The 13,071-nt window shown below is 43.1% G+C and carries 11 protein-coding genes, 10 tRNA genes and 1 rRNA gene; 3 read left to right on the forward strand and 19 right to left on the reverse strand.

Annotated elements, in window-relative coordinates; translation table 11 throughout:
- Positions 1-373 precede the first annotated feature (373 nt).
- The 4 genes from ACFPQ4_RS16420 to ACFPQ4_RS16435 all read right to left on the reverse strand — a co-directional run bounded on the left by ACFPQ4_RS16420 (position 374) and on the right by ACFPQ4_RS16435 (position 7,611).
- On the reverse strand, positions 374-3,502 hold the full coding sequence (locus ACFPQ4_RS16420) for a type I restriction endonuclease subunit R (protein ID WP_378112961.1): 3,129 nt from the start codon (positions 3,500-3,502) through the stop codon (positions 374-376).
- Positions 3,503-3,519: 17 nt separating this feature from the next.
- On the reverse strand, positions 3,520-4,815 hold the full coding sequence (locus ACFPQ4_RS16425; RefSeq protein WP_378112962.1) for a restriction endonuclease subunit S: 1,296 nt from the start codon (positions 4,813-4,815) through the stop codon (positions 3,520-3,522).
- The gene (locus tag ACFPQ4_RS16430; RefSeq protein ID WP_378112963.1) at positions 4,812-6,554 is read right to left on the reverse strand and encodes a type I restriction-modification system subunit M; all 1,743 of its coding nucleotides are present in this window, start codon (positions 6,552-6,554) and stop codon (positions 4,812-4,814) included. The genes ACFPQ4_RS16425 and ACFPQ4_RS16430 overlap by 4 nt, the downstream gene beginning before the upstream one ends.
- Before the next feature lie 259 nt (positions 6,555-6,813).
- Positions 6,814-7,611, reverse strand: coding sequence for a ParA family protein (locus ACFPQ4_RS16435; RefSeq protein WP_378112964.1), 798 nt, complete (start codon positions 7,609-7,611; stop codon positions 6,814-6,816).
- Positions 7,612-7,735: 124 nt separating this feature from the next.
- On the opposite strand from ACFPQ4_RS16435, the gene ACFPQ4_RS16440 reads away from it, so the two are divergent.
- The gene (locus ACFPQ4_RS16440) at positions 7,736-7,960 is read left to right on the forward strand and encodes a helix-turn-helix domain-containing protein (RefSeq protein ID WP_378112965.1); all 225 of its coding nucleotides are present in this window, start codon (positions 7,736-7,738) and stop codon (positions 7,958-7,960) included.
- A 289-nt stretch (positions 7,961-8,249) separates the two neighbouring features.
- On the opposite strand, the gene ACFPQ4_RS16445 is transcribed toward ACFPQ4_RS16440, so the two are convergent.
- The 4 genes from ACFPQ4_RS16445 to ACFPQ4_RS16460 all read right to left on the reverse strand — a co-directional run bounded on the left by ACFPQ4_RS16445 (position 8,250) and on the right by ACFPQ4_RS16460 (position 9,952).
- A complete protein-coding gene (locus tag ACFPQ4_RS16445) occupies positions 8,250-8,783 on the reverse strand; it encodes a terminase small subunit (RefSeq protein ID WP_378112966.1) in 534 nt (177 codons plus the stop codon).
- Positions 8,784-9,111: 328 nt separating this feature from the next.
- Entirely contained in the window at positions 9,112-9,519 is a 408-nt protein-coding gene (locus ACFPQ4_RS16450; RefSeq protein WP_378112967.1) for a hypothetical protein, read from the reverse strand.
- 5 nt (positions 9,520-9,524) lie between these two features.
- Positions 9,525-9,722 (reverse strand): helix-turn-helix domain-containing protein, encoded by a 198-nt coding sequence (locus ACFPQ4_RS16455; RefSeq protein ID WP_378112968.1) that lies wholly within the window; start codon positions 9,720-9,722, stop codon positions 9,525-9,527.
- On the reverse strand, positions 9,719-9,952 hold the full coding sequence (locus ACFPQ4_RS16460) for a helix-turn-helix domain-containing protein (RefSeq protein WP_378112969.1): 234 nt from the start codon (positions 9,950-9,952) through the stop codon (positions 9,719-9,721). Before ACFPQ4_RS16460 ends, ACFPQ4_RS16455 begins: the two co-directional genes overlap by 4 nt.
- A 218-nt stretch (positions 9,953-10,170) precedes the next feature.
- On the opposite strand from ACFPQ4_RS16460, the gene ACFPQ4_RS16465 reads away from it, so the two are divergent.
- Both ACFPQ4_RS16465 and ACFPQ4_RS16470 read left to right on the forward strand, forming a co-directional pair.
- On the forward strand, positions 10,171-10,635 hold the full coding sequence (locus tag ACFPQ4_RS16465; protein WP_378112970.1) for a helix-turn-helix domain-containing protein: 465 nt from the start codon (positions 10,171-10,173) through the stop codon (positions 10,633-10,635).
- Positions 10,636-10,661: 26 nt separating this feature from the next.
- Positions 10,662-11,831 carry a tyrosine-type recombinase/integrase gene (locus tag ACFPQ4_RS16470; protein ID WP_378112971.1) on the forward strand — a complete coding sequence of 390 codons (1,170 nt, stop codon included), beginning with the start codon at positions 10,662-10,664 and terminating at the stop codon, positions 11,829-11,831.
- An 86-nt stretch (positions 11,832-11,917) separates the two neighbouring features.
- Here ACFPQ4_RS16470 and ACFPQ4_RS16475 read toward each other — a convergent pair.
- The 11 genes from ACFPQ4_RS16475 to rrf all read right to left on the reverse strand — a co-directional run bounded on the left by ACFPQ4_RS16475 (position 11,918) and on the right by rrf (position 12,982).
- Positions 11,918-11,991 (reverse strand) — tRNA-Gly (locus ACFPQ4_RS16475).
- Between the two features lie 25 nt (positions 11,992-12,016).
- Positions 12,017-12,093 (reverse strand) — tRNA-Pro (locus ACFPQ4_RS16480).
- Positions 12,094-12,119: 26 nt separating this feature from the next.
- Positions 12,120-12,196 (reverse strand) — tRNA-Arg (locus ACFPQ4_RS16485).
- Positions 12,197-12,202: 6 nt separating this feature from the next.
- A tRNA-Gly gene (locus ACFPQ4_RS16490) sits at positions 12,203-12,277 on the reverse strand.
- An 8-nt stretch (positions 12,278-12,285) separates the two neighbouring features.
- Positions 12,286-12,368, reverse strand: a tRNA-Leu gene (locus ACFPQ4_RS16495).
- Between the two features lie 24 nt (positions 12,369-12,392).
- Positions 12,393-12,468 (reverse strand) — tRNA-Lys (locus ACFPQ4_RS16500).
- A gap of 9 nt (positions 12,469-12,477) precedes the next feature.
- A tRNA-Gln gene (locus ACFPQ4_RS16505) sits at positions 12,478-12,551 on the reverse strand.
- Between the two features lie 22 nt (positions 12,552-12,573).
- Positions 12,574-12,649, reverse strand: a tRNA-Val gene (locus ACFPQ4_RS16510).
- Positions 12,650-12,656: 7 nt separating this feature from the next.
- Positions 12,657-12,731: transfer RNA gene (locus tag ACFPQ4_RS16515), tRNA-Glu, on the reverse strand.
- An 18-nt stretch (positions 12,732-12,749) separates the two neighbouring features.
- Positions 12,750-12,825, reverse strand: a tRNA-Thr gene (locus ACFPQ4_RS16520).
- A gap of 40 nt (positions 12,826-12,865) precedes the next feature.
- Positions 12,866-12,982, reverse strand: a 5S ribosomal RNA gene (gene rrf / locus ACFPQ4_RS16525).
- Positions 12,983-13,071: the final 89 nt, after the last annotated feature.

Consider the following 13,071-nt stretch of genomic DNA (forward strand, 5'->3'; position numbering starts at 1 on the left):
TTTTTGTTTTTGACTCGATCAAACAATTCGACAAAATAAAGAGATCACCTCCTCCGTGTCGAAAAGTTTCCATATTTAGGTGACACATATCTGACAACGCTTACCTGGTTATGTTGAACTCCTGCGCCATCAACCAGCCCGAATGCGAAACGAAATTAGATTGTGACAAAGACATCGTAGCTGGTGAAAAATAATCATTTTAAGAAATCGCTGATATATCCCGACGTAAGATAGGGAGAAGGTCTGCCATTGAAGGCATCCTGCTCCCTTTAGTTTTCGATGACAACAGACGAAATGGGAGACTTATAATAGCTTTGACATCAATACTTGAATCAAATATGTCTTGAAACACCATTGGATTGAGATGATACCATTAAACCACTTTATCTCCGCGTGTTCGTAACGCCTCGTACAACTTAGCTGGCCCAAGAAGGATATCCTTCAGACCCTGCCTTACTTTTTCCGAGTCAAGGGCTTGTTTACTCATAGCTGTATGTGCTGTGAAAGCATCGATGATCGCATTCATAATCTCGTTCGTTAAATCTGGCGAGTTCGCAAACTGCTCCTTCGTGTTGTTAGTTGCTTGTTGAACAAGGATGTCCGACTCAAGCAACTTTCCTTTAAGGACGTTATTCACATAAACCAGCTTATCTGCCTCAGTCAACTCACCGCTAAACAGATTATTTACCTTTTCAATTATCGCTGTCAGTAATGCTTTTTCTTTCTCCCGAACTTCGCCTTCTCCAAGATCCGTCATCGGTTTCAGCTTGTCCGCTTCTCCATTGCTGATAGGCAGGTCTCTCCTTCCTTTATCTTTCAGCTTATGATGGGTCAACGTAAGACTAGATAGATCAATGATCTCCCTTTCTCTCCCGAACTCAAGAAGTGGAAGCAAACGTTTAAAGAAAATAGCTCGCTTCTCGATCGCGGTATTACCATAATCAAAGATCTGAGACAAAAATGAGTATACACGTATAAACGCACCGAGATTCTTTTTAAACAAGTTCAGTGCGTTCATTTCATTTTCAGCATCTTGTTCGAGACGCTTGTCTTCAGTCGCCTTCGCTTGCTTCAGTTTTTCCTTTGCAGACTTGTACCTTTTTAGCAGTCGATCTACTACAGGTTCTATAGCAGCCAGCAACTCGGACTGAGAAGGTTGTGGGTTCATCTCAGCTAATACCAACCGTTCAACTTCATGATCGTCATAATGCCCAGTTGAATCCAACTTTGCCCTTAGGTCATAGACAAGATTGGGATCAGTAACACCAGCTAATTCCGCAGTCTTATAGTAAGTTCTGAATGAAGCCAAGATCTCTTCAGGATCATTTACAAAGTCTAATATGTATGTTGTATCCTTCTTACCATACGCTCCATTGTAAGAACGATTCAACCGTGAAATAGTTTGAACTGCCTGTATTCCAGCTAATCTCTTATCGATATACATACCACAAAGAAGCGGTTGATCAAATCCCGTTTGAAATTTGTTCGCGACCAGTAACACCTGATATTCATCCGTTGCGAATGCTTCACGAATGTCTCGTCCGCGAAGATTAGGGTTAAGCAGTTTGCTGTTCTCCGTCAGCGGTACAGAGCTGGACTCGTTGTCGTTTACTTCTTGGGAGAAAGCAACTAACGTCTCCATTTTATAGCCTTGATCTTTAATATAGTTATTGATCGCTAGTTGCCAGCGTACTGCCTCAATTCGACTACCAACAACCACCATTGCTTTTGCATGTCCATTCAATAACGTCGCTACATTCTCGCGGAAATGCTCTACAACAACTTGCACTTTTTGCGAGATATTATAGGGATGTAAACGAACCCACCTCATAATACCCTTCATCGCTTCACTACGTTCAACTTCTTTTTCGTCCCACTCTTGGTCTTCATTAGCCAATTTGAATGCAAGGCTGTACGGAGTATAATTCTTCAGAACATCTAAGATAAACTCTTCCTCAATTGCCTGCCGCATCGTATAGACGTGGAAAGGAGTTGGAACATTGTCCTTTCCTGCTGGCTGTTCTGGATTCGGACGTCTCCCAAACAACTCGATTGTCTTGGGCTTCGGTGTAGCTGTAAAGGCTACATAAGTAATTCCCGTTTCTCGTGACCGCGATGCCATCTGGATAGCCAACAAATCCTCCATACTGATTTCACCGCCATCAGAATGGTCCTTCAACTCTTCCACGGAGAGGACTTGTTTCAACTTACTGGCCGCCTCACCTGTCTGTGAGCTATGCGCCTCATCTGCTATAACAGCGAATCGCTTACCTTCAGTGGCTGCTAGTAGTTGCACAGCTTTTAAAGCGAATGGAAAGGTTTGAATTGTACAGACAACTATTTTCTTGCCACCAGAAAGTGCCTTTGCTAGCTCACCGCTTTTACTCTGTGATTCACCTGTAATCGTCGCTACGACTCCAGTAGTTCTTTGAAACCCGAAAATGGCTTCCTGAAGTTGGGCATCAAGCACAGTGCGATCACTCACAACTAAAACTGAATCGAATAGCTTCCTATTATCGGCATCATGCAGATCAGCAAGGAAATGAGCTGTCCAGGCAATTGAATTGGTTTTGCCTGAGCCTGCTGAATGTTGAATTAAATACTTCTCTCCTGGCCCTTGGGATAGTACGTCAGCCACAAGCTTCCGTGTTGCATCTAGTTGATGATATCGTGGGAAAATAATTGATGTGATTTGCTTCTTACTATCGCGGTTAGCCACCAAAAAACGTCCTAAAATCTCAAGCCAACTCTCCCGCTCCCAGATTTGCTCCCACAAGTACGACGTACGATGTCCATGTTCATTAACAGGGTTTCCAGCTCCACCATTATCACCAAGGTTAAATGGTAAGAAGTAGGTCGCTGCTCCCTGTAACTTCGTCGTCATGCGTACTTCACTGTTGCTTACAGCAAAGTGTACTAATGCACCACTTGGAAAACCCAGTAACGGCTCGCAAGGCTTGCCTTTCAGATGCGGAACACGATCAAATTTGTACTGATCAACTGCGTCCTCCACGGACTGAGTGAAGTCGCTTTTTAACTCAACCGTAGCCACAGGTATTCCGTTCAGGAATAGTACTAAATCGATCGTATTCTCATTGAATAGGGAATAACGTACTTGTCTTATCACACGAAGGCGATTAGCAGCATATTTAGTTAATAGTTCCTCATTCATCCCCAAAGCAGGCTTAAACTGAGCCAACTGCAAAGGTTGTCTCACACCCAACATCTCTATACCATGACGCAATACATCAAGTGTGCCACGATCGTCAAGCTGTTTGCGTATACGGTCCATCAACACTACCTTTAAAACCTCGCCATGGCTTTTCTGGAGAGATTCCCACACTCTAGGTTGAGTTACTTGTAACCAAGTTACTAGATCATCGGGAAATATAGCGTATTCACGTTCATATCGTTGTGCAGCACTTTCAGTATACTGCCATCCATGTCCTGCGAGATAGTTACATATTTCTTTCTCGAATTCAATTTCTTTATGTAGGCTCATCCCGTCACTCCATCTTCTTAAAGTCCTCGCACATCGATTTTTCCAGTAACAGCTGCAGTGATTAGTGCGTTACGACGTTCTTTGAGTAGACTTATTGAACGTTGAGAATTATTAATCAGATCATCTACTTTTCTTGTCTCTTTAGTTATATAGGTAAGTATTTCAATTTGCTCAGCTATTGAAGGCAAGAGTATTGGTAACTCCATGATATTTGAAGAAGAGATTGACGCAAGATTAGTACTCTGTTTAGAACGTGTCATAAAGTAAAATTGTGCATATCCAGACCCGGTTATCGTATTAAGCCATTCGGAAGATACAGACATGGGACGAACGGCAAAGACGTGATTCTGATGAATACACTGACTTATTTCGTCACGCCAGATGTGACCTCGACCGAGTTTATCAAAATCTCCACCTTCGTTCATAAGCACATCACCATAACAAAGAGCATATCGGGAATAGTCTGCAATTGGTATTGTGATTGTAGCCACATCACTTAGATCAAGATAGCCGTCTTGTACATTAGCAACACGAAGATAAGGAACTTCAATTGTACTTTTTCCTGAAATATCTTTCCCTTTAGCAATACCAGTCTGAACATTGGCAATGAATTTTAAGCTCTTAATCTCCCAATGCGAAGGAACATTCCCTAACCAATCAATACCTGAGTCCTTCAGCGGCGCTGTTGGATCAAGTCCTTTTGTTACAGAGTGGGAGATAACGGCTTGACGTTTTTCTTTGAGAAGCGCAATAAGCCTCTCCTGTTCTGATACTAGCGCATCAATTTTTTCTGTTTCTCGATAAAGATATTCCGCTATCGAATCTTGCTCCATGTGCGGCGGGATCGCTAGTGTAATATTTCGCATATCGGAATATATAGTACTCCATAAATCGGCTACTATTCCTTTACCAAATCTATAGAACTCGTCTTGAAATGGTTGACTCCGAAAAAGATGATGAGCAAAATCAATCTTAATTTCATCACGGGGCTTCAAAACAATATTTATGAGTGATACCGAACCATCAAGTGTTGCTGCCCCTGACGATCCCTTCCTATCTGATCGACTATTAATTACGAAATCGCCTTTGCAAACTTTTTTACGGTTATCACCGTCGTCTGTTTTCGCAGCTGTAACTAGTTGTGGTACAATGCCATTTTTGGTAACGGACAAAGGTTGGTAGTCTACATCATTTACTTTCTCTCTTCGCTCTTCAAAGAAATACCCAAGTCGCTTTACTTCCCAATGCTCTGGTACATTTCTCAACCACACCGTGTTGCTATCCTTGTACTTGGTATACGATTTAATGCTCATGCCATCAACTCCCCCAGCATGCTCCTTATTCGATCAGTAACTCCCATCAGATCCGCATCTATCTCCTCCAATGAGCGCGATGGCTGGAATACATAGAAGTGCCGGTTAAAAGGAATCTCGTAGCCTATCTTAGTTTTTTCAACATCGACCCAAGCATCAGGTACATGAGGTAGTACCTGACGCTTAAAATAAGTATTTATATCTTCGTCTAAAGGTACGTTTTCTGTATCACGTAGGCTAGAATCAGGCTGTTGCTTACCTTTTTGTTTTCCCTTTTCAACTATTACAATTTTTCCATACTCATCACGTAAAGGGCGTTCAATTGTTATACTGCGGTAACCAAAATCAGTGTTGTCGAATATTAGGCTAATTGGCTTACCGTTTTTCTCTGTTTCCTTGAAACTACCGAAAATCTGTGTAATCTCGTCGATATGTTCTAAAGTAAGTTCCTTACGTTTGCTACCGAGAGATTTACGCATCTTTTGCCAAAGGTCACTCGCATCAATTAACTGCACCTTACCCTGCCGATGTTTAGGTTTCCGATTTGAGACGATCCAGATGTACGTAGATATACCTGTGTTATAGAACATATCCGTTGGGAGAGCAACGATCGCTTCCAAAAGATCTTCTTCAAGCACATACCGTCGAATTTCGCTTTCCCCACTTCCTGCACCGCCTGTGAAGAGTGGTGATCCATTTAGAACTATACCAAACCTGCTGCCACCTTCATTTTTAGGTCGCATCTTGGAAATTAGATGCAGCAAGAAGAGCATGGATCCATCAGATACCCGCGGTAACCCTGGTCCGAATCGGCCATTTTCACCTTGTTGCTCATGCTCCTTACGAACTTCCTTCTCAACCTTCTTCCACTCAACGCCAAACGGTGGATTCGATAACATGTAATCGAATCGTTTGTGCGTATGGCCATCGTCAGATAAAGTATTACCGTAGATAATATTAGAGATGTCTTGACCCTTAATAAGCATGTCTGCCTTACATATTGCGTAGGACTCCGCATTGAGCTCTTGACCGAACATCGATAGACGCGCTTGTGGATTATGTTCTTCAAGATACTCACCTGCGACTGAGAGCATTCCACCCGTTCCTGCTGTCGGATCGTATATCGTACGTACGACCCCTGGCTTTGATAGAACTTCATCATCTTCAATAAAAATAAGATTAACCATCAATTGAATAACTTCACGCGGTGTAAAATGCTCCCCCGCTGTTTCATTGGAGATTTCAGCAAACTTACGGATCAATTCCTCGAACACTAGACCCATTTGATGGTTGTCCACAGCTTCAGGGTGAAGATCGATTTGCACGAACTTCTCCGTCACTTGGTATAGTAGACCTGCTTTATGCAATCGATCAATCTGGGTATGAAATTCAAAACGTTCAAAAATGTCACGAACGGCGGGAGAGAACGTTTGGATATAGCTGAAAAGGTTCTCTCGAATATGGTCTTGATCACCTATTAGTTTATTCATGTCCAATGTACTGGTATTGTAAAAACTCTGATGCGACTCACGAATTAGGAATGGTTCAGGATTAATCCCCATAGCTTGCTTTTCGGTGTATGCATTTAATACTGCTAATTTAGTTTTCTCTAACGTGCAATCTAACCGACGAAGTACGGTAAAGGGTAGTATCACCTTGCCGTAATCAGATTGTTTATAATCCCCACGTAGAAGGTCCGCAACGGACCAAATGAAAGCAGATAGGTTTTGCTGACTCATGAAATTTATGTCTCCTTCTTAGATGTCCTTCTCATCAGATTGCACTTGTAATTGTATCATAGGCACTATAACTCATTCTGACCGTTGTAGGTTAATTACATAACTTACTAATTAACTATTAACATGATTAATCCTGCACATTTCAAAAAACCATAACAAAAAAAATAAACGGCATCCAGGTGGATGCCGTAGAAATAGGCGGGAGTAATGAACTTCTTTTCGCACAGAACCTGACAGACACCATAAAACAATTAATCCGTTAATAGCAAAGTTCTGCCCTTCCCTTGTACTTCTCCTCTATCTCCATAAACAACTCGAAATACTGAATAGATTCGATTGAACTATTTGCACTTAGCGATGATGGTACTCCTTCATACGCTACGCTGGAAGCAAACAATATCGACTGTCGTATCGACTGGTTAAAGAAGTGAACTCCTTTATGCTCACAAAACTGGCTTATATTCTGTAAGCCTTGTTTATGTAGTAAAGATTTGTGGTCAACTAATGTTGCAACCACTCCCAAAATTGAAAGTCTTGGATTGTGATGCCACCTATACCTATTAATTTCCTTAATGCTCTTTTCAAGCCCTCTCATTGAAGAAACTTCAGGTTGAACAGGTAAGATAACTTGATCAACAAAGCAATATGCACTGCCTTTAGCTAAACCGTTGTTTATTGGTGTATCAACCAAGATGTAATCATACTTTTCTTTAATTGAACTCATTGCTTCTTTCAACATTAGAAAAGGTAACACACCGTTTGATTTACTAAGTTTAAGAATCCCATCAAATTCGAAAAAACTCATCTCGTCGTTCGAAGGTAATAGATCTATATTCTTAGAAACGTTGACTATTGCTTTTTCAGCTGGACATCCATCAATTAAAACATCCCAGAGCGTCAGTTTAACTGAATCAGGATTTTTCCCAAATGTCAGCATGCAGTCACCTTGTGCTGATGTATCGATAATCAAAACCTTATTAGCCCGTGATAAGATGCCCGCAAGATTTGTTGTAAGTGTTGTTTTAAGCACTCCACCGCTGTTTGAAAAAATACCCAATACCTTTGCCAGCTAAACCCCCACCTGTCAATAGAACTCCTGTTACGCAAATGCGTACCATGTGTTTTTCTATTCTATGTTAGGTTTTGGCTATCAGTCAACGCTCAAATGGTGGATGAGATAGATGGCCAAACAAGTTGTCATAAAAATTAATGAATTATTAAAACGGAAGGGAATCTCCCTCCGTGAGCTTTCTAGACTTACTGATATACGTCATGCAGCTCTAAGTGAACTCGCCAACCACAAGCGGCAAAATGTAAATTTCGGGCATTTGGAAAGAATAGCAGAAGCATTTGACATAAAAGACATACGTGAATTAATTCAGTTAATCGATGTGAAAGATACTTAGGATCGCCAATATCAATTGATATTGGCGGTCTTTTTGTGTTTCCCCCCAAGAACTATAAAACAATTTTCTGTTTCTTAGTTAACCATTTTATCGATTTAAGTAAGTGTATAAAAATAAAAAAATTACTTCAAATACATGGGGGTATAGAGCAATTAAACTGACCCAGGGGGGGGCCAACATGCCGAGGGGGTATCTCTCGCTAATAAGGCACAATGATAGTCAATAACACACAAGAGCGCCCTAGGATAACCTGAGCGCTTGTTTTATGTCTTGATTGTAAGACTTAAGCCTATTCCACAAACTGAATCCTTACTGTCGTATCGCCCGTAATGTCTTCAGACGATTTATCACTGAACATGCCTAAATGGCGGGCTATCGAGTCGAGCGCTCCTTTCTTATCATGAAGTTTGATTCTTAGTTTACCGTCTTTTGACACACTTACTTCGCTAATCGCCGCACCATCTATCTCGCTTGAATCCTTTATACGTACAGCTATGCCATTCCCGCTCTTTGACTTGTTATAGTCCTCTGCATTAGAGTAAACGCTCGTCACCGTTTGAAACTCTACAAACTTTGTAATGTCAGCGAACCCGATCTTCGCATACTCCGCCAGTACACGATCAGCGGTTATTTGTGTCCGTTTCACTCGCTCTGCCATCACAAGTTGAATTGCCTCGGATACCCTAGTTTTCCCTAGTAACTCGGGACCTATCTTACCTGCATTTTGGACACTATACCCAGCTCGAATAGCCGCTTGTGTCGCATTTAAGTCTACTATATATTCTTGAACGAACAGTTGCTGCTTGAGCGTTAATACTCCCACAACCATCCCCCCACCTATACGAACGTATATTCCGCATCTCTATTGTACAACAGAGTGATCAATACTGCATACGTTTCATATCGTTAAGCATAACCTGTATACAACCACCTAACTTTGACTTAGGTATGGCTATATATAAAGGTGGGGCATTTTTGACCGTATGAACCCAATTTGGATATTTAGTAATAATATCGTCCCGAATCCCTTTCTATAACGGAAATAGAGCACTTTGACGTTAGGTCAAAAGTGCTCTACGTACATGCGGCAATTCATGCTCTACGTGGGGTAAAATTACCCGTTCTGACTGGTGCAAAATTGCCCTAGCCTTTTAATCGTGATCAGGCACTCGTTTTCTCCGCTGCTTCGCAACAAAGCTATCCGTGCCATACTGCTGCCACCTGCAAGAGAAGCCATAGATATTTGGTTCACGAACATACCGGCCTTGATAGTTCAAGTCAATTAGCCCCACTTCAATTAACTGATCAAGCGCCTTCGTGAACGTTTTCTTTGCCATCAACTTTTGACCCTCGGCATAGGTGAAGCTGATGTCATGCTCGTTTCCGCCATTAAACTTCTTTTTCATGGCAAGATACAAACCAATAGCATAAATTGAAAGCTGGTTCCACGCTTTCGAATCCATCATATCGTATGTTATTCTTGCATGATTATGGCGTTTACCTGGACTAAGTTCGAACGGCTTAAAAGAGTAGTCTTTATACTTCTTCTTTTTTGCCACTCGACTTACAACTGCCCTTCCTGGGGAGAACGACAGTTCTGTACTTCCTGTGTTCTAAGCCAGTCTTCGATCGTCTCCGTTCGGAATAGAATTCGGGAGCCGATACGATAATGCGGAATCGCCTTCATCCGAGTCATTTCATAGATCTTGTACTCTGATGCACCGATATATGCGGCAACTTCTTTCACGCTCATTCGATTCATTCGCTACGCCCCCCTTCACCGTAACGAATTTCGAAGATTTCGTCGAATGGGACCTCTAAACCTCTAGAGATTCGCATTGCCGATCTTGCACTTGGATTACGCGAACAATTGCTGATATGGAGCAATGTCGCTACTGCAATGTGTGCTGTCCGAGCGAAGGAACGTTTGGAATATCCGTTTTTCGCCAGCATCTCTTCAAACCGTTTCGGATCCTTCAAGACGATTTTCATTCTGGATCACTCCGATCATATAGATCTGAGTGCAATCCACCCATATTGCACCGCTTACTTTGGCTTTCACAAGATCTTGATACATCACAACCCCTTGTTATCACCTGCCAGATTCATGATAAAGCTATTATATGCCGCATATGATTACATTTGCAAACACTATTATCACCATTGCGATCACTTGTGGTATACTTTACTTAAGGAAGGAGGTGTCGATATTGGATACCACTGAATTTGGTGCTTATCTCGAAAGAACGAGAACGATGAAAGGCATATCTATGCGTCACCTCGCTAAAAAATCAGGAGTGTCTCAGTCTTATATTTCTCAGCTCGAGAAAGGTAGCCGAGGTGTGCCCACCACGGAAATTGTACGCAAACTAGCGGATGCTCTTGAGATAGACTTCATGCTCTTAAGTGAAAAGGCTGGACACCTGAACAAAAACGATTGGTTTTCAGACCGCTTCGCCAAGATCCTAGAAGAACTCCCGCCAGAAGAACTACTCGAATTTTATTTTATTGCTCAACAAAAACAAAACAATCCAATAACCAGCAGTAACGACGTTGATCTCGTGAACATTTTGAACTCGGCTGCGACTGTCTTTTATCAGGGAAAAGCCCTTGCTCCAACTGACCGTCAACGAATTCTAGATATGTTGCATTTGCTATTCCCTGGAGATAGATAGCTTAGATAAAGGAGGTGAACCGATTAATGGCTAGCTTACAGAAACGAGGAAATGACACATGGTTGCTCGTTGTTGAGGCTGGATTTGGTTCTAAGGGTAAAAGAGTTAAAAAAACGAAAACTGTAAAGGGCATGAAGCGAAGGGAAGCGGAGAAAGAACTTGCAAAGTTCCAAACTGAAGTTGAAGCTGGGGAATATATAGCCCCAACTAAGGCTACATTCGTGCAGTTCGCACAAAATGAATGGATTCCAAAGTATGCAAAGAAGGTACTTTCCCCGTTATCTATGAAGACTTACGTCTATCATTTAGAGCACACGCTTTTCCCTGCTATTGGCCACAGACAGCTACATGAGATCAAGACGATGCACATCGTCTCGCTATTCGACGATCTCGATAAGACCGTTCTCTCTGGCAGCACCAAGTTGTACATCTTCAAGGTAATGAAAAGTGTTTTCAATCAAGCCGTAAAATGGAGAATCATCCCCAAGAATCCGATGGATGGTGCAGATCGACCAAAAGCAGAAAAGAGCAAACCACGTTTCTACGATGAGATTGAAGCCCAACAAGTAATTGCAGCATTACTTCAAGAACCGACTAAGTGGAAACTGTTCTTTTTAGGCGCAATGCTTGGTGGCTTCAGACGCGGTGAACTTGTAGCCTTAGAGTGGACCGATGTTAATATCGCAGAAGAATCGCTCCTGATTAGGAAGTCGATTTCGCTTACGATCAATGGACAAGCCCAAGAGAAGAGCCCAAAGACCGAGGGATCTACTCGATCAGTTGACATGCCGAAGTGGTTTATGGAGGAATTACGTAGATTCAGGCACACATGGCTTGAGCAGAAGATGCAGTGCGGTAACAAATGGCTCGGTGGCGAACGGCAATATGTCTTCCATAATGGCGATGGTCGTCCCTTCTATCACAACACACCGTCAATGACCTGGAGACGCTTCATAGCCCGTCATGGGCTCCCAGAAGCACGTCTACACGATCTGCGGCATACAGCTGCTACATTGCTTATCGAGAGCGATACCGATCTAAAAGCCGTCCAAGAACGCCTGGGGCACGCCAAATACTCTACGACTGCAAACTTATATGCCCACGTAACAAAGAAGCTGAGTAAGCAAACAGCAGCGAAATTGGATAAATTCGACCCCGCAATAAACTTTCGTCAACAATCCGTCAACAAGAGCTGAATTCGAGCCCTTATCGCCCATCTTATATTCGCTTGAAAAACAGAAAAAAACCCTTTAGTATCAAGGGTTTTCGAAGTTTTTGATTATGGAGCGGGTGATGGGAATCGAACCCACGCTATTAGCTTGGAAGGCTAAAGTTCTACCATTGAACTACACCCGCAAGTTGTTGCGATAAAAATAATAAATGGTCGGGACGACACGATTCGAACATGCGACCCCCTGGTCCCAAACCAGGTGCTCTACCAAGCTGAGCTACGTCCCGAAGTTAAACTTATTCAATTGTGAAAATGGCGCGCCCTGAGAGATTCGAACTCCCGGCCTTTTGATTCGTAGTCAAACGCTCTATCCAGCTGAGCTAAGGGCGCAAATTATGGAGCGGAAAACGGGATTCGAACCCGCGACCTTCTCGTTGGCAACGAGATGCTCTACCACTGAGCTATTTCCGCGTATTAAATGGTGCGCGTAGAGGGACTTGAACCCCCACGGTCGCCCGCCAGATCCTAAGTCTGGTGCGTCTGCCAATTCCGCCATACGCGCACGTTGTAAACCCATTTGTGAAAATGGTGAGCCATGTAGGACTCGAACCTACGACACCCTGATTAAAAGTCAGGTGCTCTACCAACTGAGCTAATGGCTCGCTCAAGAATGGCTGGGGATCTAGGATTCGAACCTAGGATGACGGAGTCAAAGTCCGTTGCCTTACCGCTTGGCTAATCCCCAACGGTAAGCCAGATTGTAAAGATGGTGGAGGCTGAGGGGATCGAACCCCCGACCCTCTGCTTGTAAGGCAGATGCTCTCCCAGCTGAGCTAAGCCTCCATATAAGTGGTGACCCCTAGGGGATTCGAACCCCTGTTACCTCCGTGAAAGGGAGGTGTCTTAACCGCTTGACCAAGGGGCCATGAATGGTTCAGGAAGATGGAGCTCTCAACCGGGATCGAACCGGTGACCTCATCCTTACCATGGATGCACTCTACCTACTGAGCTATGAGAGCATGATTCCACACCATTATGACGATCAAACATAATGCTCTAGCCTGGCAACGTCCTACTCTCCCAGGACCCTGCGGTCCAAGTACCATTGGCGCTGGAGGTCTTAACGGTCGTGTTCGGGATGGGAACGCGTGGAACCCCTCCGCCATCATTACCAGACCAGAAGTCATTAGATCAAGGCTTGCACCATCGCTCGACGGAGTCGAGGCGAACCGCAGACCGTAGGCAGCATTGCGAAGCAATGCGTT

Source organism: Cohnella yongneupensis (genome assembly GCF_042655785.1).
GTDB classification, from domain to species: domain Bacteria; phylum Bacillota; class Bacilli; order Paenibacillales; family Paenibacillaceae; genus Cohnella; species Cohnella yongneupensis.

Excerpts from the sequence above, each read along its gene's own strand:
- ACFPQ4_RS16420 (WP_378112961.1), bottom strand. The coding sequence starts at position 3,502 with ATGAGCCTACATAAAGAAATTGAATTCGAGAAAGAAATATGTAACTAT.
- ACFPQ4_RS16425 (WP_378112962.1), bottom strand. The coding sequence starts at position 4,815 with ATGAGCATTAAATCGTATACCAAGTACAAGGATAGCAACACGGTGTGG.
- ACFPQ4_RS16430 (WP_378112963.1), bottom strand. The coding sequence starts at position 6,554 with ATGAGTCAGCAAAACCTATCTGCTTTCATTTGGTCCGTTGCGGACCTT.
- ACFPQ4_RS16440 (WP_378112965.1), top strand. The coding sequence starts at position 7,736 with ATGGCCAAACAAGTTGTCATAAAAATTAATGAATTATTAAAACGGAAG.
- ACFPQ4_RS16455 (WP_378112968.1), bottom strand. The coding sequence starts at position 9,722 with ATGAATCGAATGAGCGTGAAAGAAGTTGCCGCATATATCGGTGCATCA.
- ACFPQ4_RS16460 (WP_378112969.1), bottom strand. The coding sequence starts at position 9,952 with ATGAAAATCGTCTTGAAGGATCCGAAACGGTTTGAAGAGATGCTGGCG.
- ACFPQ4_RS16470 (WP_378112971.1), top strand. The coding sequence starts at position 10,662 with ATGGCTAGCTTACAGAAACGAGGAAATGACACATGGTTGCTCGTTGTT.